This is a genomic window from Sulfitobacter sp. SK011 (assembly GCF_003352065.1).
In the GTDB taxonomy this organism is placed as follows: domain Bacteria; phylum Pseudomonadota; class Alphaproteobacteria; order Rhodobacterales; family Rhodobacteraceae; genus Sulfitobacter.
In genome coordinates this window covers 2355911-2378074 of record NZ_CP025803.1, presented here as the reverse complement: position 1 = coordinate 2378074, position 22164 = coordinate 2355911, and the positions used below count along the sequence as shown (strand labels likewise).

At 56.9% G+C, this 22164-nt stretch carries 18 protein-coding genes, 1 tRNA gene and 2 pseudogenes; 18 read left to right on the top strand and 3 right to left on the bottom strand.

The window, feature by feature from the left end; genetic code table 11:
• The first annotated feature begins 19 nt into the window (after positions 1-19).
• The 8 genes from C1J02_RS11705 (at position 20) to C1J02_RS11670 (ending at position 8638) form a co-directional block, all read left to right on the top strand.
• Positions 20-1444, top strand: a complete 1425-nt coding sequence (locus tag C1J02_RS11705) for a deoxyribodipyrimidine photo-lyase (RefSeq protein ID WP_114878743.1) — start codon at positions 20-22, stop codon at positions 1442-1444.
• Positions 1445-1517: 73 nt separating this feature from the next.
• Entirely contained in the window at positions 1518-2729 is a 1212-nt protein-coding gene (locus tag C1J02_RS11700; RefSeq protein ID WP_114880529.1) for a cyclopropane-fatty-acyl-phospholipid synthase family protein, read from the top strand.
• Positions 2730-2758: 29 nt separating this feature from the next.
• The gene (locus C1J02_RS11695) at positions 2759-3199 is read left to right on the top strand and encodes a TrgA family protein (protein WP_114878742.1); all 441 of its coding nucleotides are present in this window, start codon (positions 2759-2761) and stop codon (positions 3197-3199) included.
• A gap of 4 nt (positions 3200-3203) precedes the next feature.
• Positions 3204-4313 carry an NUDIX domain-containing protein gene (locus C1J02_RS11690; protein WP_114878741.1) on the top strand — a complete coding sequence of 370 codons (1110 nt, stop codon included), beginning with the start codon at positions 3204-3206 and terminating at the stop codon, positions 4311-4313.
• 51 nt (positions 4314-4364) lie between these two features.
• Positions 4365-5399: a cysteine synthase A gene (locus C1J02_RS11685; RefSeq protein ID WP_114878740.1), complete on the top strand. Its 1035-nt coding sequence runs from the start codon at positions 4365-4367 to the stop codon at positions 5397-5399.
• Entirely contained in the window at positions 5396-7759 is a 2364-nt protein-coding gene (locus C1J02_RS11680) for a DUF3772 domain-containing protein (protein WP_114878739.1), read from the top strand. The genes C1J02_RS11685 and C1J02_RS11680 overlap by 4 nt, the downstream gene beginning before the upstream one ends.
• Positions 7756-8475 (top strand): alanyl-tRNA editing protein, encoded by a 720-nt coding sequence (locus tag C1J02_RS11675; protein ID WP_114878738.1) that lies wholly within the window; start codon positions 7756-7758, stop codon positions 8473-8475. The genes C1J02_RS11680 and C1J02_RS11675 overlap by 4 nt, the downstream gene beginning before the upstream one ends.
• Positions 8476-8548: 73 nt before the next feature.
• Positions 8549-8638 (top strand) — tRNA-Ser (locus C1J02_RS11670).
• A gap of 246 nt (positions 8639-8884) precedes the next feature.
• On the opposite strand, the pseudogene C1J02_RS21175 reads toward C1J02_RS11670, so the two are convergent.
• Positions 8885-9019 (bottom strand): annotated as a pseudogene (locus tag C1J02_RS21175) (IS3 family transposase); the annotation flags it as partial.
• Positions 9020-9074: 55 nt separating this feature from the next.
• Here C1J02_RS21175 and C1J02_RS11665 point away from each other — a divergent pair.
• Positions 9075-10359: pseudogene (locus tag C1J02_RS11665) on the top strand (IS3 family transposase).
• Between the two features lie 247 nt (positions 10360-10606).
• Here C1J02_RS11665 and C1J02_RS11660 read toward each other — a convergent pair.
• On the bottom strand, positions 10607-11074 hold the full coding sequence (locus tag C1J02_RS11660; RefSeq protein WP_114878737.1) for an AAC(3)-I family aminoglycoside N-acetyltransferase: 468 nt from the start codon (positions 11072-11074) through the stop codon (positions 10607-10609).
• 295 nt (positions 11075-11369) lie between these two features.
• On the opposite strand from C1J02_RS11660, the gene C1J02_RS11655 reads away from it, so the two are divergent.
• From C1J02_RS11655 to C1J02_RS11615, 9 genes are all read left to right on the top strand, one after another.
• Positions 11370-12149 (top strand): DeoR/GlpR family DNA-binding transcription regulator, encoded by a 780-nt coding sequence (locus C1J02_RS11655; protein ID WP_114878736.1) that lies wholly within the window; start codon positions 11370-11372, stop codon positions 12147-12149.
• Entirely contained in the window at positions 12146-13210 is a 1065-nt protein-coding gene (locus tag C1J02_RS11650) for an ABC transporter ATP-binding protein (protein WP_114878735.1), read from the top strand. The genes C1J02_RS11655 and C1J02_RS11650 overlap by 4 nt, the downstream gene beginning before the upstream one ends.
• A gap of 49 nt (positions 13211-13259) precedes the next feature.
• The gene (locus C1J02_RS11645) at positions 13260-14546 is read left to right on the top strand and encodes an ABC transporter substrate-binding protein (RefSeq protein ID WP_114878734.1); all 1287 of its coding nucleotides are present in this window, start codon (positions 13260-13262) and stop codon (positions 14544-14546) included.
• An 86-nt stretch (positions 14547-14632) separates the two neighbouring features.
• Positions 14633-15508 (top strand): carbohydrate ABC transporter permease, encoded by an 876-nt coding sequence (locus C1J02_RS11640; protein ID WP_114878733.1) that lies wholly within the window; start codon positions 14633-14635, stop codon positions 15506-15508.
• Positions 15505-16317, top strand: coding sequence for a carbohydrate ABC transporter permease (locus C1J02_RS11635; protein ID WP_114878732.1), 813 nt, complete (start codon positions 15505-15507; stop codon positions 16315-16317). The genes C1J02_RS11640 and C1J02_RS11635 overlap by 4 nt, the downstream gene beginning before the upstream one ends.
• 46 nt (positions 16318-16363) lie before the next feature.
• Complete coding sequence (locus C1J02_RS11630; RefSeq protein WP_162798309.1) at positions 16364-17164, top strand: metallophosphoesterase; 801 nt, start codon at positions 16364-16366, stop codon at positions 17162-17164.
• Positions 17161-17991 carry an inositol monophosphatase gene (locus C1J02_RS11625; RefSeq protein ID WP_114878730.1) on the top strand — a complete coding sequence of 277 codons (831 nt, stop codon included), beginning with the start codon at positions 17161-17163 and terminating at the stop codon, positions 17989-17991. Before C1J02_RS11630 ends, C1J02_RS11625 begins: the two co-directional genes overlap by 4 nt.
• A gap of 109 nt (positions 17992-18100) precedes the next feature.
• Complete coding sequence (locus tag C1J02_RS11620; protein ID WP_114878729.1) at positions 18101-19759, top strand: Na/Pi cotransporter family protein; 1659 nt, start codon at positions 18101-18103, stop codon at positions 19757-19759.
• 63 nt (positions 19760-19822) lie between these two features.
• Complete coding sequence (locus C1J02_RS11615) at positions 19823-20869, top strand: UDP-glucose--hexose-1-phosphate uridylyltransferase (RefSeq protein WP_114878728.1); 1047 nt, start codon at positions 19823-19825, stop codon at positions 20867-20869.
• A gap of 93 nt (positions 20870-20962) precedes the next feature.
• Here C1J02_RS11615 and C1J02_RS11610 read toward each other — a convergent pair whose 3' ends face one another.
• Positions 20963-22105 carry an iron-containing alcohol dehydrogenase gene (locus tag C1J02_RS11610; RefSeq protein ID WP_114878727.1) on the bottom strand — a complete coding sequence of 381 codons (1143 nt, stop codon included), beginning with the start codon at positions 22103-22105 and terminating at the stop codon, positions 20963-20965.
• Positions 22106-22164 lie beyond the last annotated feature (59 nt).

Sequence of the window (22164 nt, the reverse complement as noted above, 5' to 3'; positions counted from 1 at the left end):
GGAAAAGGGGTCAACGGCAATGGATGACACAAAACCGATCATTTTGTGGTTCCGGCGGGATTTGCGGCTGAGCGATCATGCGGCGCTGACTGCGGCATGCGAGACCGGGCGTCCGGTGATCCCGGTGTTCATTTACGATGGTTTGGTCGAAACGCTTGAGGCAGCCCCGAAGTGGCGGCTTGGGCTCGGATTGCAAGCGCTAAGCAAAACACTTGCCGACAAGGGCAGCCGCCTGATCCTACGCCGCGACGGCAGGGCGCTGAAGGCGCTGCGCGCGCTTGTGGCACAGACCGGTGCCACCTCGATCTATTGGTCACGGCTTTATGATCCTGAGGCTGTGGCCCGCGACACCTCCATCAAAGAAGCGTTCAAGGTCGAAGGGATCGAAGCGCGGTCGTTTGGTGGCCATCTGATGTTTGAGCCCTGGACCGTTGAAACCAAAACAGGCGGATTTTACCGGGTCTACACACCGTTTTGGAATGCGGTAAAAAACGTTGGGGTGGATACGCCACGTCCTACGCCACGCGACATCCGCCCGCCTCAAGATTGGCCAGAAAGTGATACGCTGGACGATTGGCAAATGGGTGCGGCGATGAACCGAGGGGCCGAGGTCGTGCAGCCCTTTGCCCTTGTTGGTGAACAATCCGCCCAGGGCAGGCTGGGTCACTTCATTGCCGACGTCGTGGATGGCTATGGCGACAATCGCGACATTCCCGGCGTTGATGGCACCTCGGCCCTGTCCGAGAACCTTTCGCTGGGTGAAATCAGTCCGCATCAATGCTGGCACGCAGGCCAAAGAGCCATGCAGGAAGGCAAACGGGGTGCCGAAAAATACCTCAAGGAACTGGTGTGGCGTGAATTTGCCTATCACCTGATGCACCATACGCCCCGGATGCTGGATGGGAACTGGCGCGAGGAATGGGATGCGTTCCCCTGGAAAACCGACGCCGACAGCGCCCATGTGCTTGCCTGGAAACAGGGGCGCACCGGGGTCAGGTTTGTCGACGCCGCGATGCGCGAGCTTTATGTGACAGGCCGCGTGCACAATCGGGCACGGATGATCGTCGCAAGCTATCTGACCAAACACCTGATGACCCACTGGAAAGTCGGGCAGCACTGGTTTGAGCAATGCCTGATTGACTGGGATCCGGCCAGCAACGCGATGGGCTGGCAATGGGTGGCAGGGTCCGGGCCGGATGCATCGCCCTATTTCAGGGTTTTTAACCCCGATACCCAGCTTGATAAGTTTGACAAGCACCGCGATTACGTCAGCCGCTGGATTGCCGAAGGGCGCGCCGACCCGCACAAAGATGCGCTGGCTTTTTTTGATGCGATCCCGCGCAGTTGGAACCTGTCGCCGGATGATCCCTATCCAGACCCAATCGTGACGCTGGATGCCGGCCGCAAGCGGGCACTCGCCGCTTATGAGGAACGCGGATTTTAATATTTGTTAATATTGCAGGGGGCGATAAAGTTGCATCGCCTCGCATGAAAATGAACACCAAGGGGATGTGGGCGTGTATCTAACCAGCACCGAAGGACAGGCAGACCTGCCGCGCTATTTCACGCGGGTCTACGCGATGGCGCGCGACATGCAGCATGGGCGGGTCGATTTTGTCCTGCCCGATGGCCGTACGTTTCGCGCGGATGGCGCGAAACCGGGGCCGGTTGCCGAATTGCGGATCCATAACAACGACCTGTTTGCGCGTCTGATCCGTGAGGGCGACCTTGGCTTTTGCGATGCCTACCTTGATGAATGGTGGTCCACACCCGATTTGCAGGCCTTTATGGACCTGGTGCATGCGGACAACGAGGACATCTATGACGGGTTCCCCGGTATGGGTCTTGTGCGGGTGTTTGAACAGTTCCGGTTCTGGCTGCAACGCAATCACAAAACGCAGGCACGCAAGAACATCAGCTATCACTATGATCTGGGCAATGACTTTTATGGCCTCTGGCTTGATGACACGATGACCTATTCCTCGGCGCTTTTTGAGGATGGCGCGCAGCAATCTTTGGAAGCGGCGCAGACCGCCAAATATGCTTCGATGGTGGATCAGATGGGCGTCGGGCCGGGTGATCACGTGCTTGAAATCGGCTGCGGCTGGGGTGGGTTTGCCGAATATGCCGCCAAGGAACGCGGGCTGCGGGTGACGGGACTGACCATCAGTCAGGAACAGTTTAGCTATGCCAAGGAACGTATTGAAAATGCAGGGCTTTCAGACCTTGTTGATTTCAAGCTGCAAGATTACCGCGACGAACAGGGGACCTATGATGGCATCGCCAGCATCGAGATGTTTGAGGCGGTGGGCGAAAAGTATTGGCCAACTTACTTTGACACCGTCCGCGAGCGGCTGAAACCGGGCAAGGCCGCGACGCTTCAGATCATCACCGTCGATCACCGGCGCTGGGATGTTTACAAACGCGGTGTGGATTTTATCCAAAAGTACATCTTTCCGGGGGGCATGCTGCCCAGCCCAAAGGTGCTGCGTGAACAGGTGGAAAAGGCGGGTCTTGTTGTTGATAGGTCCATCGAATTTGGCAAAAGCTATGACATCACGCTGCGCCGCTGGCACGAAACCTTCAATGCGAAATGGGACCAGATCACCGCAATGGGCTTTGACGACCGGTTTCGCCGTATGTGGAATTTTTACCTCACTTCTTGCGCAGCGACATTTGACAGTGGAAATTGTGATGTAACGCAGATTACGGTGAGGCGACCCATTTAGGGTCGAATGACCGTAAGAGGAGCCTTCCCATGCCCACAGCCGCGCGTTTGGTGGCCGCCATATGTCTGGCGATCGTTGCGTTTATCGTGTCCGGCATGGTGATGCCCTTGATGCCTGAAAGCACCGATTTTGGCTATTTCGTACCACTGAACATCATCATAGGCCTTTTAGCGGGCTGGATCGTCATGGGTCGGCGGGTGGGACGCGGCACCACCGCTGCAATCAACAACGGTCTGACCGGGGTGTTTGTCATGATGCTTTGGGGGATCGGCGTGCAGGCCTGCAACGAAATGGTGCGCCTTGCGATGAAAAACCGCTATGACAACGCGATGGAGGCGATAGTCGCCATCTTTCAAATCGGAGCAGAGTTTGGCCAGATGATCGCAACGGTACCGATTGGGCTGTTTTTGCTCGTCGGGGCAGTGGTCAGCGGTCTTGTGACCGAATATGCCGGCAACCGCTGGCGCTAACCGGATGAAAAACCTGTTTTTTTATGGCACGCTGCGGCATGTGCCCTTGTTGGAAATTGTGATGGGGCGCGGGGCAGGAATGCTTGATGTGACGCCTGCACACCTGCCGGATTTTCTGGTGTCTTCGGTGGCCGAGGGGCCGTTTCCGATGATTGCACCCTCTATCGGCGACAGGGCAGAGGGTCTGTTGGTCCGCGGTCTCAGTGATGATGACATCGCGCGACTGGATTTTTACGAGGGTAGTTTTGCCTATGATCTGGTGCAGGTCGAGCTATCAGATGGGCAGAAGGCCGAGGTCTATGTGCCGCAACCGGGCATGTGGACGCCGGATGGTCCGTGGCTGTTGAGCGCCTGGGAGGCCAAATGGGCTGCCCTTTCTTGCCATGCCGCGGTCGAGGTCATGGGGTATATGGGCGTTAAAACCCGCGATGAGGTGGCGGGGATGTTCCCGATGATCCGCAGACGCGCAGGATCAAAGGTACATGCGGCGAACTCTTTACATGGGGAAAGGACGATGCATGGCAGGGTTGAGGTGATGGATCGCAAACGCAGCTATGCGCATTTCTTTGCCTTGGATGACATCCTGCTGCGACACGAACGGTTTGACGGAAAAATGACCGAACCGCTGGATCGCGCGGTTTTTTTGGGGGCGGACGCCGGGATCGTGCTGCCCTATGATCCGGTCCGGGACCGGGTGCTGCTGGTGGAACAGATACGGATGGGACCGCTTGCGCGCGGTGATGCCTCGGTTTGGCAGTTGGAGCCGATCGCGGGCCACATTGACCCGGGCGAAACACCAGAACAGGCCGTGGTGCGCGAAGCGCAGGAAGAGGCGGGGCTGAGCGTGCGTTCGCTTGAAAAAGTGGCTGAGGTCTATGCGTCGCCGGGCAATTCAACCGAGTTTCATTATATTTTCGTAGGCTTGGCCGATTTGCCGGATGTGGCACAGGGCACAGGTGGCCTGGACAGTGAGGGCGAAGACATCCGTTCGCATTTCCTGAGTTTTGAGGCGCTGATGGCATTGGTCACCGGCTATGGCGCGGGGAATGCACCGCTGGTTTTGGCCGCTTACTGGCTGGCCCACAACCGCGCGAGGTTAAGGTTGAAGGCTTGAGGTTAACTGGGGCTGCGGATACACCAAAGGCAACTTGATTTGGGGGCATCCATGCACGTCGCGAATGATCTGGCGCAGGCCATCGGAAACACACCTTTGATCCGGCTGAGAAAGGCCAGTGAGCAAACCGGTTGCGAAATTTACGGCAAGGCCGAATTCATGAACCCCGGCCAATCCGTCAAAGACCGCGCCGCGCTGTTCATTATTCGTGACGCCGTTGCCAAGGGCACGCTGAAGCCCGGCGGCACCATTGTTGAAGGAACAGCCGGAAACACCGGCATCGGCCTTGCGCTGGTTGGTGCGTCGATGGGGTTCAAAACGGTCATCGTGATCCCCGAAACCCAGTCGCAGGAAAAGAAAGACATGCTGCGGTTGGCGGGCGCAGAACTGGTGCAGGTGCCCGCCGCCCCTTACCGGAACCCCAACAATTTTGTGCGCTATTCAGAACGGCTTGCCAAAGAACTCGCACGCACCACCAATGAAGGCGTGATCTGGGCCAACCAATTTGACAATGTCGCCAACCGTCAGGCCCATATCGAAACAACCGGGCCAGAGATCTGGGAACAAACCGATGGCAAGGTCGACGGATTTTGCTGTGCCGTCGGGTCAGGTGGGACATTGGCTGGCGTTGCAATGGCGCTGCAGCCCAAGGGTGTAAAAATCGCGCTGGCTGATCCTGATGGTGCCGCACTTTACAGCTATTACACGACTGGTGAGCTGGCGAGCGAAGGCGGGTCGATTGCTGAAGGCATCGGGCAGGCGCGCATCACCAAGAACCTCGAAGGATTGAAGCCGGATTTCTGCTATAATGTCTCCGACGCCGAGGCGCTGCCGGTGGTGTTTGATTTGCTGGAACACGAGGGACTGTGTCTGGGTGCGTCATCCGGCATCAACGTTGCCGGGGCCATGCGGATGGCCCGCGATATGGGGCCGGGACATACGATCGTCACCATCCTGTGCGACTTCGGCACTCGGTATCAGTCGAAACTGTTCAATCCTGAATTCCTGGCTGAAAAGGGCCTTCCGACCCCCGGTTGGCTGGACCGCGCGCCTGCCTCGATCCCCGGCGTGTTTGAAGACGTATGAAAAACCTGCTGATCCAAGTTGTGCTGGCGATTGGGTTTGTCGTCACGCTTGTCACCGCGACATTTGCCCAGAATGATCTGAGCGAGGATCTTGAGCGCTACAATGTCCTGGCCCTGCGTGCGGAGGAATCGATCCTAAACGACTCTCTGAGCGATGAGACGTTCGAAGCCATACGCGAGAGGATCGCCGAATACCGCGCGGAATTTGATGCCGCACGAAACGCAAATGCGGACCGGATTGCGACCCTTCGCGAACAGGTGGCCGCCTTGGGAACACCGCCGGAAGGCGATAATGCGGTCCCAGAAGACCCAAGCATTGCGGCCAAACGCGAAGACCTGACTGCGCAGCTCAATGCGTTACTTGCCCCGGTTCAAAAGGCTGAGGCGTCCTTTCTTGAGGCCGATGGGCTGGTGCGGCAAATCGATCAGCTGCTGCGCGACCGACAGACCAACAAGCTTTTGACGATTTCTCCCACGCCACTGAACCCGGTGCATTGGCCGCAGGCATGGGCCGACCTGCAGCGGGCAACCGTTGAGATATGGGCGCAAAATGATCAAAAAGACGGTGCTGAAAGGTGGGATAAATTACGTGAGAATGGCCTGATTGTCGTGTTGTCGATGGTCATCGGCTTGGTGCTGATTGTGCGCGGCCGAAGCTGGGCCACAAGGATCGTGGGGCGGCTGGAACGGTTTGGCGCGCGTGGTTTTGGGATTTGGCGGTTTCTGGTTTCGCTGCTGCGTATTCTCTTTCCGTTGGTGGGCCTGTCGAGCGTTGCACTCTCCGTCGGTGTTACGGGCATTCTGGGCCAGCGTGGCAATGAGGTGCTCATGCTGGTGCCAATCATTGGCGGGTTGATGCTGGGGTTTCGCTGGGTTGCTGAACGGGTTTTCTCAAAAGCTGATGATGAGGCGCTGCTGCTGCTCAGCCAATTGGCGCGCAAAAAGGCACGGTCCTGTGTCAGTGTGATCACTGTCGCGATCATCATTGATGTGGTCCTGACCCAGATACTTGAGGGGTCCGACCCGGCACCCAGCACAGTCCCGGTCATTGCCTTGATCACCTATCTGATCATCTGTTTCGCCCTGTATCAGCTTGGCGTCATTTTGAAGGGGTACACAGAGCCATCTGAACCAGAACAAACCGGGGCGGAAGCGCGTGTGTCAACACACACCAAAGTGGTCCGCAGCATTGGCGTCGGGGCCATCGTGGTGTCCTGTCTGACACCTGTTCTGATTGGCTTTGGCTATCTCGGTGTCGCTGAGGCGATACTGCAACCCTATGTCATGTCGATTGTCATTTTTGGCCTGTTGATGACGCTGCAACGATTCCTGACCGATGTCTATGGCGCAATCACAGGGCAGGGCATTCAGGCACGTGATGCGCTGATGTCGGTCGTTTTTGGCATTGTCTTGTTGCTTCTGGCGTTGCCGGTTCTGGCGCTGCTTTGGGGGGCGCGGCCCACGGACCTTTCTGAGCTGTGGACAGCTGTTGGCCGTGGGTTCGCCGTTGGTGAAAGCCGGATTTCGCCCACCGATTTCCTGAAATTCGCAATAATCTTTGTTGTGGGCTACGTCCTGACGCGGCTCATTCAAAGCATGTTGCGCAGCAACGTTTTGCCGAAAACCAAGATAGATATCGGCGGTCAGAATGCGATTGTTTCGGGGCTGGGTTATGTCGGTATTTTTCTTGCGGCATTGGCTGCCATCACCGGTGCGGGCATTGATCTGTCATCGCTTGCAATTGTCGCTGGTGCATTGTCGGTCGGCATTGGTTTTGGCTTGCAGAACATCGTCAGCAACTTCGTATCTGGCATTATCCTGTTGATCGAACGCCCGATCTCACAAGGGGACTGGATCGAGGTTGGTGGCCAGATGGGCTATGTGCGCGACATCTCTGTCCGGTCCACCCGGATTGAAACCTTTGACCGCACGGATGTGATCGTGCCCAACGCGGATTTGGTCAGTGGGACCGTCACGAATTATACCCGTGGCAACACAGTGGGACGTGTCATCGTTTCAGTTGGCGTGGCGTACGGCACCGACACCCGGCGGGTCGACAAGATCCTTCAGGAAATCGCCGAAGCTCAGCCCATGGTATTGAGCACTCCGCCGCCGAACGTTGTGTTCATGAATTTTGGTGCAGACGCATTGGAGTTTGAGGTTCGGATGATGCTGAGGGATGTGAACTGGATGATGATTGTCAAAAATGACGTGAACCACGCCATCGCCGAACGATTTGCTGCAGAAAAGATCGAGATACCCTTTGCACAGCGTGATCTGTGGATCCGTAACCCGGAGGCGCTGACCGGGGCAGGGCCGCTCAAAGCGACAAAGACACCAAAAGGCAAGACTGCTACATGACCCGGATGCTGTTTCGCAATGATGCCTATCTGCGCGATGCCCCGGCGCAGGTTGCGGGACATACCGCAGAGGGCGGTCTGGTGTTGGACGCGACAGTTTTTTATCCAACCGGCGGTGGGCAACCCGGCGATTCGGGATGGATTGAATGGGATGGCAAGCGCCTTGTCATCGCCACCGCCGTCAAAGGGGAGGGCGATACTATTGTTCTGGTCCCGTCCGAGCCGGTCAGCCTGCCCCCGGTCGGGGCGCATGTGGTTCAGGTGCTTGATTGGGACCGGCGCTACAAACACATGCGGGTCCATACGGCGCTGCATTTGTTGTCTGTCGTGATCGCGTTTGGCGTGACGGGGGGGCAGATTTCCGCAACCCACGGACGTTTGGATTTTGACATGCCGGACGCGCCACAGGACCGCGACGCGATTGAGGGCGACCTGAATGATCTGGTGTCAGTGGACGCACGCGTCAGCGAAGACTGGATCACCGCAGCCGCCCTCGCGGCGGCACCGCATCTGGTCAAGACGATGGCTGTGCAGCCGCCAAAGGATGCAGGCGACATCAGGTTGATCCGTATCGGAGAAGGTGAAAATCGCATTGATCTGCAACCCTGCGGCGGTACGCATGTGGCGCGCACAGGCGAGATCGGGGCATTGAGGTTGGGCAAGATCGAGAAAAAAGGCAGGCTGAACCGACGCGTTTATGTTCATCTCGACAGCTGACACAGCAGGCGCAGGGCTTGTGCCGATTTCCCTCTTGCAAGTTGGCCCCGCCCCACGCTAAACCCCCGCTCACGGATCGGTGGCCGAGTGGTCGAAGGCGCACGCCTGGAAAGTGTGTAGGCGGGAGACCGTCTCCAGGGTTCGAATCCCTGTCGATCCGCCATTTGCCCTGTTTCCTTATTCCCTGTCCAAATTGCCTAAAATTTGCGGGCAATTGCGGTGGCTTGCGACACCCGTTCCCGAACACAGACGCGCCGGATCGGTCACTCTAGCTGACGGAATCCGCTATGTCTCAGTGGCCTCAAAATGGCGGTCCGCCTTTGCCTGATTTCCTTGTTACTGACCAATTTACAGGGAATTTTGCCTATCTAGTGCAATTCGACGAGGAAACCTTCGGATTTACAGCAGCTGCAAGACGGTTGTTACCAACCTCCAAGAACTCCTTCGACCAAGAGTGATACAGGCTTTCGGCGATCCCTTCGCAGCGGCACAAGGCTGCAATGCTCTCCTCACCCCGAGGGTCGACCAGGACGCCCTGGACCTGTCGCGCTTCCGTGCCGCTCCTTTGATAGCATAATGTGCAGCAAAGGAGACGAACTATGGGCACAGGAAGAACGGATGAATTCCGCAAGGATGCAGTGCGAATTGCGCTGACGAGCGGGCTGACACGGCGACAAGTTGGGGATGATTTAGGCGTTGGGCTTTCGACGTTGAACAAGTGGGTGAACGCGCACCGCGACACGGATGTGGTCTCGCCCTAGGATCGCGAGCTTGCGCGCGAGAACGAACGACTTCGTCGCGAGATCCGTATCCTCAAGGAGGAGAGGGATATATTAAACAAAGCCACCTATTACCCGACAGGCGAGTACGCAGCAATCTGCCGAGAGGGCAGTTCTTCGCGAGCCAAAAGCCATGAGGTTTCGGGTCGTTGAAGAATGAGCCATGTCGCGCCATTGGTCGGAGCGACAATGGCGAATGCGGGGCCTTCCCGATAGAGCGGCTGTGCCAGGTCATGAATGTCAGCCCGCGCGGGTTGCGGGCGTTCCGCAGCCGTCCAGCCAACCGCAGGCAGCGCATGGATATGATCGTTCTGGCGCACATCAAGAAACAGTCGCGTCTGAGCCTGGGTAGCTACGGCAGGCCCCGCATGACCGAAGAGCTGAAGGAGGTCGGCATCGATGTGGGGCCACGCCGGGTTGGGCGTTTGATGCGCGAAAAGGCGATCACCGTTGAAAGAACGCGCAAGTTCAAGGCGACCACAGACAGCGATCATACGTTCAACATCGCCCCGAACCTGCTGGATCGCGACTTCAAAGCAGATCAGCCGAACCAGAAATGGGCTGGCGACATCAGCTATGTCTGGACGCGCGAAGGCTGGCTGTATCTGGCGGTGATCCTCGATCTGCATTCCAGGCGTGTCATTGGTTGGGCCCCCTCTCATCGAAACTGCGTTTCGACTGCCGGGCAGTGGTCAGCAATCGCATGAAGCGTGACTTGGCGATCCGGGCCCTGAAAATGGCCATCGCCTTCCGAGCGCCACCCAAAGGCTGCATCTTCCACAGCGACAGGGGCAGCCAATGCTGTTAGCATGATTACCAGAAGATCCTGCGCCAACATGGCTTCAAAGTCTCCATGAGCGGTAAAGGTAATTGTTATGACAATGCGGCCGTCGAGACGTTCTTCAAAACCCCTCCTCTCGGTGAATATAATTATTCACCTACCGGGCAAGGCAAGGCCGAGCTGATCTGGCGGCGGTCATGGGCAACCAAGCGGCAAGCCGAGATGGCGATCTTCGAATACATCAATGGCTTCTACAATCCACGTCGAAGGCACTCAGCATTGGGCTGGAAAAGCCCGGTCGCCTTCGAAAGGAAAGTGGCTTAAACGAGCACCGGGGGCGGCACGGAAGCGCGGCAGGTCCACCCCTACCGGGGACACTTTGGATAGCACAGCTCTATGAAGATATGCTTGAAACAGTAGTTCGGTATCGGACCACGCGGCTTGATGGGTGAACCCTGTCGGAAATGCCATACAACAACGGAGGCGAGGCGTCAGGTCGGTGTTTGGAGCCGCATTTGAGCCGGATGGCTCAACCCATACCTTGGTGAGAACAGCAAGGTCGAGCGGCATTCTACCGAGGTGAAATGTCAAAGTGAAGCACATCCTCGCGGTGGCCGAGTTTGGTGTAAAGCGCTATTGCGGGGTCATCACCGTGATCTGCCTGAACAAAGACGACCCATCCGCCGCGCTCCCTGGCGATCGCTTTCACGGCCTCGATGAGTTGGGTTGCGATGCCCCGTCTGCGATGCTCGGGCGCGACCGCCAGATCATAGATGTAGAACTCCGAGCGTTCGCGCTCGAATTTCAGTAACTCGTAGGCCACAAGTCCACCGACAACGGTTTTGCCCTCTGTCGCAACAAGCATGACCACCTCGTCGCGTGACAGGATCTGCATGCGATAGGCCGGTCCTGGGCGGGCATTGCCATAGGTTTCAATGTCGTCAAAGACCTGCCCGAACAGGTCAAGCAGAGAGCCGAACATATCCGCGTCACCGGCCCGAAGCCGTTTGATGATGGGCAGTTGATCAGGTTGTTGCATTTGAAAAATTGTACCTTTTCGCTGGCAGGGCGACAATAACAGCGTTGTTCCGCCGTAAAACGACAGGTGCCATAGCCGCGCTACAAGTTGATTGGCAGGAGTGTCAGGTGAAGCAACAAGGGGGGCACGTCAGCACCGTTGAAAAACAACCATGCCTTGGGCCTAGCGCCCTCAATTCGATCATAAAAAATCGCAGTTGACCGAAAATGATCACCTTTGTATGATCATTTAAGAGCATTTGGGGGGTGAGTGCTTTGGAAAGCAGCAATCGGTCACATTTAGTCGGGTCTGTCCAATGAGCGAGGCCCTGGATCTGTCGGGCGTCAGACGCCGTAAAATCGCACGCATTGTCGAAGAACGCGGCTCTGTTGGGGTAAAGGATCTGTCCGAGGAATTCGGCGTGTCCGACGTGACCATCCGGCGTGATCTCAAAGAATTGGGCCAGCAGGGGGTTGTCACGCGGACCCATGGTGGCGTGATGATCAATTCAAGTATCATTGCTGACCTCTCGAACGAAGAACGCAAAACCGTCGGGCACCTTGAGAAAAAGCGGATCGGCGAAGTGGCCATCGACATGCTCTCGGACGAAGAGGTGGTGTATCTGGATGCAGGGACAACCGCGCTGGCGATTGCGGTTCAGGCCCATCGCAAACCCGGCTGTCACTATGTCACGACCTGTCTTGGGATTGCGACACAGTTGATGGAACAGGACATCAAGAGCTTTTACCTTATCGGCGGGGCGTATCGCGGCACCAACGATTCCTTTACCGGTACGCTGGCGATTTCTGCGCTGCGCTCGTTGTCGTTTGACGTCGCTTTCCTGTGCTGTTCTGGCATTGATATCGCCCGTCGGTCGATCTCAATCGGTGATGAAGTATACAGTCAGATCCAAAAAGAGGCGATTGCGTCATCTCGCCGAAACATTGTTGTGGCACATCACGAAAAGGTTTCAACAAACGGTTTCGTCCACACGGCTAATTTTGATCAGTTGGATTGCATCATCACAGGCGCGGGTCTGGATGAACACAGTCTTGCCCAACTGAAAAGCGCGGATATTGAGGTATTGCTGGCATGAACGAAAACGGTGTCTCCATCGAAGTCAAGAAACTGCGCAAAAGCTGGGGTCCCGTTGAGGTCTTGAAAGAGGTCGATTTTGGCATTGAGGCGGGTGGTTTTCTGACGCTGCTCGGCCCCTCTGGATGTGGGAAAAGCACGCTGCTTCGGTTGATCTGCGGGCTGGACGAAGTGAGCGGCGGACGGGTTTTGATTGACGGCAAGGACGTGACCAACAAGGCGGCCGCCGCGCGGAACCTTGGCATGGTCTTCCAGAACTATGCGCTGTTCCCGCATATGACCATCAAGGAAAACATCGCATATGGCCTGAAGATCCGGAAGGTTCCGGCAGACGAAAAGAAAAAGCAGATCGACCGGGTTGCTGAGCTTATGGCGCTTGGAAGTCTCCTTGACCGCAGACCGGCGCAGCTTTCGGGTGGGCAACAGCAGCGCGTGGCTCTGGCAAGGGTGCTGGTCTCGGGGCGGCCACTGGTGCTGATGGATGAACCACTGTCCAATCTCGACGCCAAACTGCGCGTCGAAATACGCAGCGAAATTCGGTCTCTGAACAAAAAATTGGGCATCACCATCGTCTATGTGACCCACGATCAAAGCGAGGCATTGTCGATGTCCGATCGGGTTGTGTTGATGAACGCGGGGGAGGTGTCGCAGATAGGGACACCGAAAGACCTTTATGAGCATCCCGCCAACACATTTTCAGCCACGTTTATCGGGACGCCGCCGACAAATATCCTGGAATCGTCCGAGGTGGCCTTTCCTGCCAATCTCAAGATCACCGGGGTTCAGGATGTGTCAGCCTGCCAGTTTGGCATCAGACCTGAAAGCCTGACCTTTCCCGGCGACGATTGCGAATTCCGGGTGAAGGCGCGTGTGCAGAGCGTTGAATACGAGGGCAAAGTTTTTCTGATCCATCTGATGACGACCGCTGGCACGCGCATGGTGCTGTCGCACCCCGGTGGATCTGTTCCCGAGGAAGGTGAGGAAATTACCGTGGGCTGGGACCGCGCATCGACGCATGTGTTTTTGAAGAGTGACGGAAAGGCAGCCGCAATCGCGCGCTGAACGACTGGGATCGGGAGTATCCCATTTCATAAACAAGGAGGAGAAAACGATGACTTTTAGACAGACTTCGGCGATGCCGTTGGTGATGAGCGCCCTGATTGCTGGCGGTGCGAGCAGCGTGCAGGCTGCTGATCTGGAATTCTATTTCCCGGTTGGTGTGAACGCACCTGCGGTTGCCACAATCGAGGAACTGACCAATGAATGGGCCGCGCAGAACCCCGAACACACCGTAAAAGCGGTCTATGCGGGCAACTACGAGGAAACAACAACCAAGGCGCTGACAGCAGCGCAGGCGGGCGAACCGCCGCAGGTTGCGGTTCTTTTGGCAATTGATCTGTTTACGCTTGTTGAAGAGGACGTGATCCTGCCGATCTCGGACATTGCCAACACGGCGGAAGACAAGGCGTGGATGGATGGCTTTTATCCCGGTTTCATGGCTGATGCGACGTTCGAAGGCAAAATCTATGGCATCCCGTTCCAGCGCTCGACGCCGGTTTTCTATTACAACAAGGATGCCTTCCGCGCAGCTGGTCTTGATCCTGAAACGCCGCCCAAAACCTGGGATGAGATGATCGAGATGGGCAAGCAGCTGGTGGTTAAGGATGCAAGCGGCAACGTGACCCAGTGGGGAACACGGATCCCGACACTTGGCCTTGGCGGGGCATGGCTTTTCGGTGGGTTGGTTGTTTCAAAAGGTGACGTTCTGTCGACCGAAACAGGGATCGAAGCCCGGCTTAACACACCAGCCACCGTCGCGTCGTTGGAATTTCTGCAGCAGCTCTCTGCGGAAGGGGTGATGGCACCGGGCGGCATTTCCTGGGGCGACACCCCAAAGGCCTTTCTGGAAGGTCAGACCGCGTCGATCTGGACGTCGACCGGCAATCTTGCCTTTATTAATGACAACGCCGAATTCGATTGGGGCGTTGGTTTTCTGCCCGGTGGTGACGGACCCGGAGCCCCCGTTGGTGGCGGTAACTTCTATGTCTTCAGTGACACAACGGAAGAAGAGCGCGTCGCGGCAATGGACTTTATCAAGTTCATGACCGCACCCGCAAATGCCGCCCGCTGGAGCATTGCAACGGGCTATGTCGCACCGCGCGCCGACACCTGGGAGACGCCGGAAATGAAGGCCTATGCCGCAGAATTGCCACAGGCTCTTGTGGCGCTTGACCAGATGCCTTTCGCCTACCGCGAATTTGCAACTTTCCAACGTGCGAAGGTCACGCAGTATCTTGTTGACGCGATCGAAAGCGTTGTGACCGGTGGCAGCACCGCCCAAGAGGCGCTGGCCAAGGCGCAGGAAGGGGCCGACGCGGTTCTGGGCGACTACAACTAAGGCGTTCTCAAAACGCTTCCCGCTTTCGCGCACCCTGATCAGCGTGCGCGAAGGCACCACCCATCCGTGAAGAGAAATGGACAGTCATGAACAAGCGTCTGCCTTTGGGCCTCGGGATTATTCTGTTGGTGTTGCCGTGTTCGCTGCTGGTGGCGTTCACCCATTATCCGGCGGTGCGCGCCTTGATAAATTCGCTTTGGAACAACGCAAGTTCGCGCCGTCCGTCAAAGTTTGTCGGGATCGAGAATTACGAGGCGCTGATCGCTGATGACAAGCTGATGCAGGTCCTGACCAACAGTGGCCTTTACGCCCTTGGGACCATCCCGCTTGCCATAATTCTGTCTATCAGCATGGCCTTGCTGGTGAATTCAAAACTGCCTGCCACGGGCCTGATGCGCTTGTCATTCTTTATGCCGACAATGTTGCCGCTGGTGGCGGTGGCAAACATCTGGCTGTTCTTTTACGCGCCGGGCATCGGCCTTGCTTCGCAGATCATGAACTTCTTTGGGCTGCCGACTATCAACTTTCTTGGCAGCACCGAAACATCACTGGCATCGATGATGGTGGTGGCGATCTGGAAAGAGGCAGGGCTGTTCATGATCTTCTATCTTGCGGCCCTCCAGGCGGTGCCTGACAACCTCAAGGATGCCGCGCGACTTGAAGGCGCGGGCCCGGTTCGGGTTTTCATTGATGTTGTGTTTCCGCTGCTGCGGCCCACCACCATCTTTGTCGCTGTGAACGCCCTGATCAATGCCTTCCGGCTTGTTGACCACATCATCGTCATGACCAAGGGCGGACCTGATAATTCAAGCGCGCTGCTGTTGTACTACATCTACGAGGTCACCTTCCGGCAACGCGATTTCGCCTATGGCGCGACGCTGACTGTGCTGATGGTGGCGATCCTCGGCATCCTCGCGGCCTTCCAGTTCTGGGTCCTAGATAGAAAGACGCATTACCAATGACCAAGGGATTGAACAGGATACTTACGACAACACTGGCCTTTGTGCTGGCAGGTCTTTGGGGGCTTCCATTTCTCTATTCGGTTTGGACAGCCTTTCACGAAGAGAAATATTCCGCCAATTTCAAATGGAACGCGCCCCTGACGCTTGAGAACTTTGTGCAGGCATGGAATGCGGCCCCGTTTGCGCTGTATTTTCTCAACACATTCATCCTGATTACCATCGTCATTATCGCAAATTTCATTCTGTGCACACTCGTGGCCTATGCTTTTGTGCGCTACCGGTTTCGATGGGCGGGCTTTGCGTTTGCCCTTGTGATGGTGCAGCTTCTGATTTCGCCCGAGATCCTCATTGTGGAGAATTATCTGACGCTGTCCCGTATCGGTTTGACCGACACGATCATCGGGATCGCGCTGCCTTATCTGAATTCGGCCTTTGGTATTTTTCTGTTGCGCCAGACTTTCATGAGCGTGCCCAAGTCGCTGGACGAAGCCGCGCAGCTTGAAGGCGCAGGGGCGTGGCGGGTCTTGTGGAACGTCTATGTCCCGCTGGCCAAACCGGTTTACCTTGCCTATGGGCTGGTTTCGATCAGCTTTCACTGGAACAACTTTCTGTGGCCTCTCATTGTCACCAATTCGCCCGAAGTGCGCCCGGTGACCGTCGGCCTCAGCGTTTTCGCCACGGTGGAAAGCGGTGTTGAGTGGTCGCTTGTAAACGCAGCGACGTTGATGACGACCGCGCCGCTGATCATCGCCTTCCTCATCTTCCAGCGCCAGTTCGTCGCGAACTTTATGCGCGCCGGGATCAAGTAAACCAACGCTTCGGTCCAATCTTCAGTGGCCGATGACGGAGACATGCATGCGATTTGCCCATCTGAGCGATCTACATCTCAGTCAACTCCCGGTGGCGGGTGTATCTGCCGACGCTGACGCCATTCTTGACCATCTTGTTCAGGACGTGCGACGGATCAGCGAAATACTCGATTTTGTTGTCGTCTCTGGCGACATGACCGACGACGCTGATCCGGCGTCATTTCGCCAGTTTGAGAACCTCTTCGCGTCAATCGGTCTGCCTGTTTATATCGTGCCGGGCAACCATGACGGCCCGGCGGGCTATTATCAGTACCGCGACGGATCGGAACAGTTTGCGGCATGGGACATTTCCAACCGGACTGTCGAGTTGCCGGATGTGCGCCTGATCGGTCTCGACACGTGTATCGAAGGGGAACCAACCGGCAGGATCGACCCCAAAGCGTTTGAATTGATCGAGCAGGAGGTCGCGCAGCGCGACGTAGCGCCTCTGGTCATCGTCATGCACCATCCGCCGGTGCCCCCCGGTCTGCACGATTTTGACGTGGTGGCGCAGCTTGACGGGTGTGACAAGCTGCTTGAGATTATTCAAAGGGCAGGGACCTCACAAATCATCCTGTCTGGCCATGTGCACCGCCCCTATCAAGGGCGCAGCCATGGGATAGCGTGTTTTGTGGCTGGCAGCCCGACCAGCGCCTACACTTCGGATGTGCCGTTCGGTGCCTCGCCGATCCGACCAAAAGGGCTGCAGGATTTTTACTTTGTCCACGAGATTGACAAGACGGGCCGCCATGTTGTCACGCCACAGCATTTTCCCTATGCGGGGCGCGACGGCCCCAGGCGGACATGACGCTCACCTCAGGACAGATTGATGATCTGATCAACGTCGTGCGCGAAACCGGCCGCCGCGAAATCATGCCACATTTTCGCAACCTCGCGCCAGACAGCGTGCAGATCAAGGCAGATATCAAGGACCTTGTGACCGATGCAGACCGGGCCGCAGAACGGGCGATTGCCACGGCCACAGCAAAAATATTGCCGCAGGCGGTCTTTGTTGGTGAAGAAGCGGTGGCCGACCGACCGGAACTTCTTGAGGCAATGGGGGACGCAGACACCAGTGTGATTGTCGATCCGATTGACGGCACTGCAAACTTTGTCGCGGGTCTTGCTGTTTTCGGAACAATCCTCGCGGTTGTTGAAAATGGCGAAACGACCTTTGGCCTGCTGTATGATCCTGTGCTGGACGACTGGATTTATGCGATCCGCGGTCAGGGTGCCTATTTCATGCGCGATGGAAAGGTCCCTCGCAAGGTGGCACCGCGACCGGAACGGCCGCTTGACATGGCCAAAGGGTTTTTGCCTTTGGACAACTATGCAGCGCAAGATCGGACAAGGGTCATGCGTGCCTTTGAACCGGTCTGCCAGATTGAGGATGTGCGCTGTTCGTGTCACGAATACCGCATGCTGGCATCGGGTCAGGCGGATTTCCTTCGCTCTGTTAAGTTGAACCCATGGGATCACGCCGCAGGGATTTTGATTTTGCAAGAAGCCGGTGGATGGGCAGAGGTCAATGGGGGTCAGGACTATACGCCGAACCTGCACAAAGGCAGCGTTATTGCCGCAAGCTGCAGAGAAGTTGGGAAACGTGTCAGGCAGCTGTCGACTTGCCTGCTCTGACGTGGCATCGCTTTGTTTTTGGTGTACGATCAATCCAAGTCGCCTGTGGCTGGGTTGGGCACTGCCGGGACGAACTGCGGAAATGCCATCCTAAAACGGCGAGGAACGAATGTTAGAAAACACGTTTTTCATTCTACTCAATCTGGCGAGTGCTGCTGCACTTCTCATCTGGTCTGTGCGCCTTGTTCGCACGGGATTTGAGCGCGCATTCGGCGGTCAATTGCGGCGCTGGCTGCAGTTGTCAACGTCCAGCCGGTTCACGGCAGCAGGCTGCGGAAGCATTGCGGCGATCCTGTTGCAAAGCTCGACTGCGGTCGCTGTCCTCATTGCCGGCTTCATGTCGGCCGGAACGATCAATGGCATTGTCGGTCTGACGATTTTGCTGGGGGCTGACCTTGGCTCTGCGATCGTGGCAAAACTTCTCAATTCGTCGCTGTCCTTGGTCGCACCTGTGCTGCTGCTGGGGGGTGTGATCACTTTCCTGCGCAGTGCTCGGCGTCGCCCCCGCCAGTTTGGCCGTATCGCCATCGGTCTTGCACTTTTGTTCATGTCGCTTGACCTGATCCGCGCGGCCAGTCGCCCGATGATCGAAAGCGCGCAAAGCCAGAGTGTCATACTCTACCTTGCTGACGAGACCGCAGCGGCCTTTCTGGTGGCAGCATTGTTTGCCTGGCTGGTGCATTCCAGTGTCGCAGCGGTGCTGTTGTTCGTGACCATGGCTGGACAGGGGATCATACCCGCCGAAGCGGCCTTTGCCATGGTGCTGGGCGCAAATCTGGGCGGGTCCTTCATCGCGCTGGTGCTGACGCTCAAGTCTGGTGTGATGGTGCGCAGGGCGGTGTTGGCAAATCTGATCTTAAGGGGCGGCGGTGCGGCAGGTCTGCTTTATTTGCTCTCGGCTGTTCCGGATCTATCGTCCTATCTTGGATCGAAACCAGCACAACAGGCGCTGAACCTTCATTTGGTCTTTAATGCGACGTTGCTGCTTGTGTGCCTGCCGCTTGTCGGCCCGCTGTTTCGCGCGGTGTCGCTTATCGTTCCGGATATTTCAGCCGAAGCCGAAGCCGCCGCGCGCGGCACAGCGCTTGATCCCGACGCGCTGGACCAACCCAAGCGTGCGTTTTCCTGTGCCCTGCGCGAGCTGGTGTATATCGGCGGACGGGTGGAGGCCATGCTTCGTAATGTCTTGCCGCTTTACAGCAGTTTTGATGAAATGGCGGCGTCGGCGATCCGGGCAGAAAACCAAGATGTCGCTGAGCGGTCGCTCAAATTGCGGATCTACCTGGCAAGCATTCGTGGCAACGACAGTGAGGACAAAATCGGAACGCGGGCCATTGAACTTGCCGGTATTGCCGCGAACCTGGAATCGGCGGCGGATATGATTTCTCGCAAGATGGTCATGCTGGCCGAAACAATGAACCAGGAGAACCTCAAGTTCTCGAAGGAGGGCTGGAAAGATGTGACCGGGTTTCACGACACGGTCTATCGCAATGTTCAGCTTTCGATCTCTGTTCTGATGAACGAGGATCCGTCGCTGGCCCGCATGCTGGTCGAGCAGAAAGAAACCGTGCGCGAGGTCGCCCAAAGGATGGAAAAGCAGCACCTCTATCGATTGAAAGAAGGCCTGTCAGAGTCCATCGAAACCAGCAGCATCCACTTGGATCTGCTGCGGGCGCTGAAGGCGGTGAATACCAGCTTTGCCATGATCGCCTATCCGGTGCTGAGCGACAGTGGTGAACTGCTGGGCAGCAGATTGGCAGCAAACTAGGGCTGCATGATCTGATGCCGATCTGAAAGGTCCGATGACGCCATCAATGGAAGGCCGTTTTTCATGACGAATACCGCGCTCCCTGATCAGCCACACCGCCGGTTCAATCCACTTAAAGGCGATTGGGTTCTTGTGTCACCACATCGCGGCAACAGACCCTGGCAAGGTCAGGCGGAAAGCCCGACACCAAAAGACAAACCAGCGCATGACCCGAACTGCTATCTATGCGCTGGCAACACGCGCGCGACCGGACAGATCAACCCCGATTACGCCGGCCCATATGTCTTTCCCAATGACTATCCAGCGCTGCTGACGGATACGCCCTTGGTCGATTTCGCTGCGGACCCGCTGTTTCAGGCCCAAAATGTAAGAGGCACCTCGCGGGTCATCTGTTTTTCAGAGCGTCATGACCTGACGCTTCCTGAGCTGTCCGTCCCTTCGATCCGCAAGATTGTTGATGTGTGGAGCAAACAATCTGCAGAGCTTGGCGCGCAATTTGCATGGGTTGCCATTTTCGAGAACAAGGGGGCCGCCATGGGCTGTTCCAACCCGCATCCCCACGGTCAGGTCTGGGCATCGAATTTCATTCCCAACGAAATTCGGACCGAGGATCTGTGCCAGAAAAATTTCCTTGCCGATCATGGCACCAACCTGCTGTTGTCATATGCGCAGCGAGAGGCGCGCCTGAACGAACGGATCGTGGTCCAGAACCCGCATTGGATTGCTGTTGTTCCCTACTGGGCGACATGGCCGTTTGAAACACTGCTGATGCCGACGCGCCATGTTGTGCGACTGACCGACCTTTCAGAAGATGAACGTGATGCCCTCGCTGATATTCTACAGCGGCTTTGTACGCGCTATGACAATCTTTTCAGCACAGAATTTCCATATTCGATGGGCTGGCACGGGGCACCGCCGATGGCCAGCGATACGGAGCACTGGCAATTGCATGCGCATTTCTATCCCCCCTTGCTCAGATCCGCGAGCATCCGGAAGTTCATGGTGGGCTATGAAATGCTGGCTGAGGCGCAGCGTGATCTCACAGCAGAAAAAGCCGCCGCTATCCTTCGCGATCAATCGGAGGTCCATTATTTGGCGTCAGGGCAGTGATAAACCGTGGCGATAAGCCAATGAGATAGCGGGGTTCAGTTCGCGCATTTTTTGAACGCCAACAGGAATTTGTCGGCGACACCGGCGGTGCGCCTATTTTGCCGCGTTCAGTATCTGCAAGAGGTCCGGTTGAGACAGCTGGAAAGGGTTGCCCTTCATGGATGATGCGGTGGCGGCGGCCTCGGCAACCTCGGGGAAGTCCGCCAAAGCCAAACCCATATCCTGCAACCCGCGAAGACCCATGTCCTGAGACCAGCGGCGCAGCTCACGTATGGGGTCTGCGGTGTTGTCTTTTGCAAAGTGGTCCGCGATTTGCTGTACCACCCATTGCAGACGGGTGTGCACATCTGTCTCCTGTTTTGCATTGCGCTGATGGGATTGCAAAACTGCAGGAAGCAGAGCACCACAGATTTCCCCATGCGGCGCATTGGTTTTTCCGCCAATCACCCCCGCAAATCCGTGCACAGCGCCCAGCCCGGCGTTCGCCAGAGCAAGGCCACCGCAGGTGCTGACCCAGGCCATGCTGTCCCACGCGTCGGGCGCATCGTTTTCAACAAGGGTGCGCAGTACACCAAGACCGGTTGGAATCGCAGCCCGGCACAGGGCGTCCGTCATCGGGTTTGCCTTGACCGAAAGGTAGGGTTCGATCACTTGCGTGACGGCATCCAGACCTGAGGCAAGAGTAACATGCCTTGGCGCGCCCTGCATCAGATTGGCGTCAATGATCGCAATGTCGGGTACCATGCGGGGATCACGAAGGCTGACTTTGAGGCCTCGATCCGGCACCGAGATGACCGCATTTTTGGTCACTTCCGCGCCTGTGCCTGCCGTGGTTGGCAGCGCGATCATCGGCACTGGTGGATGCTCCAATTGCCGTCCATCGCCGACAACCTCAAGATAGTTGCGCGGGGCACCGGGGCAGAGGATCAGCGCGGTCAGAGCCTTGGCAAAGTCAATCACCGACCCGCCGCCCAAGGCGATCACAACATCAGGCTGAAACCCCTTCAGCTGGTCCAGCGCCAGCTCAATATCCGGCAAGGATGGCTCGCGCAGACAGCTTATCGTTTTTGTCGTCAGGCCAGCGTCATTGCACGCATCAATGAGCCATTTTGCCCGCGCCGCACTGGCCCCATGCACCAACAAGACGGCGTTCCCGAAACCTGCCGCCAATGTGGGTGTCTGTTGGCTTTGACCGCGTCCAAAGTGGATTGTTTGCGGGCCACTGAATGAAAACATCTGCCTCACTTCTTGCAAAACACGCTATTCGAAAGGTTTTTCTGCGCGTCCGTATCATC

Excerpts from the sequence above, each read along its gene's own strand:
- C1J02_RS11625 (WP_114878730.1), top strand. The coding sequence starts at position 17,161 with ATGACGCTCACCTCAGGACAGATTGATGATCTGATCAACGTCGTGCGC.
- C1J02_RS11615 (WP_114878728.1), top strand. The coding sequence starts at position 19,823 with ATGACGAATACCGCGCTCCCTGATCAGCCACACCGCCGGTTCAATCCA.
- C1J02_RS11620 (WP_114878729.1), top strand. The coding sequence starts at position 18,101 with ATGTTAGAAAACACGTTTTTCATTCTACTCAATCTGGCGAGTGCTGCT.
- C1J02_RS11660 (WP_114878737.1), bottom strand. The coding sequence starts at position 11,074 with ATGCAACAACCTGATCAACTGCCCATCATCAAACGGCTTCGGGCCGGT.
- C1J02_RS11635 (WP_114878732.1), top strand. The coding sequence starts at position 15,505 with ATGACCAAGGGATTGAACAGGATACTTACGACAACACTGGCCTTTGTG.
- C1J02_RS11675 (WP_114878738.1), top strand. The coding sequence starts at position 7,756 with ATGACCCGGATGCTGTTTCGCAATGATGCCTATCTGCGCGATGCCCCG.
- C1J02_RS11705 (WP_114878743.1), top strand. The coding sequence starts at position 20 with ATGGATGACACAAAACCGATCATTTTGTGGTTCCGGCGGGATTTGCGG.
- C1J02_RS11640 (WP_114878733.1), top strand. The coding sequence starts at position 14,633 with ATGAACAAGCGTCTGCCTTTGGGCCTCGGGATTATTCTGTTGGTGTTG.
- C1J02_RS11695 (WP_114878742.1), top strand. The coding sequence starts at position 2,759 with ATGCCCACAGCCGCGCGTTTGGTGGCCGCCATATGTCTGGCGATCGTT.
- C1J02_RS11680 (WP_114878739.1), top strand. The coding sequence starts at position 5,396 with ATGAAAAACCTGCTGATCCAAGTTGTGCTGGCGATTGGGTTTGTCGTC.
- C1J02_RS11655 (WP_114878736.1), top strand. The coding sequence starts at position 11,370 with ATGAGCGAGGCCCTGGATCTGTCGGGCGTCAGACGCCGTAAAATCGCA.
- C1J02_RS11685 (WP_114878740.1), top strand. The coding sequence starts at position 4,365 with ATGCACGTCGCGAATGATCTGGCGCAGGCCATCGGAAACACACCTTTG.
- C1J02_RS11630 (WP_162798309.1), top strand. The coding sequence starts at position 16,364 with ATGCGATTTGCCCATCTGAGCGATCTACATCTCAGTCAACTCCCGGTG.
- C1J02_RS11650 (WP_114878735.1), top strand. The coding sequence starts at position 12,146 with ATGAACGAAAACGGTGTCTCCATCGAAGTCAAGAAACTGCGCAAAAGC.
- C1J02_RS11610 (WP_114878727.1), bottom strand. The coding sequence starts at position 22,105 with ATGTTTTCATTCAGTGGCCCGCAAACAATCCACTTTGGACGCGGTCAA.
- C1J02_RS11690 (WP_114878741.1), top strand. The coding sequence starts at position 3,204 with ATGAAAAACCTGTTTTTTTATGGCACGCTGCGGCATGTGCCCTTGTTG.
- C1J02_RS11645 (WP_114878734.1), top strand. The coding sequence starts at position 13,260 with ATGACTTTTAGACAGACTTCGGCGATGCCGTTGGTGATGAGCGCCCTG.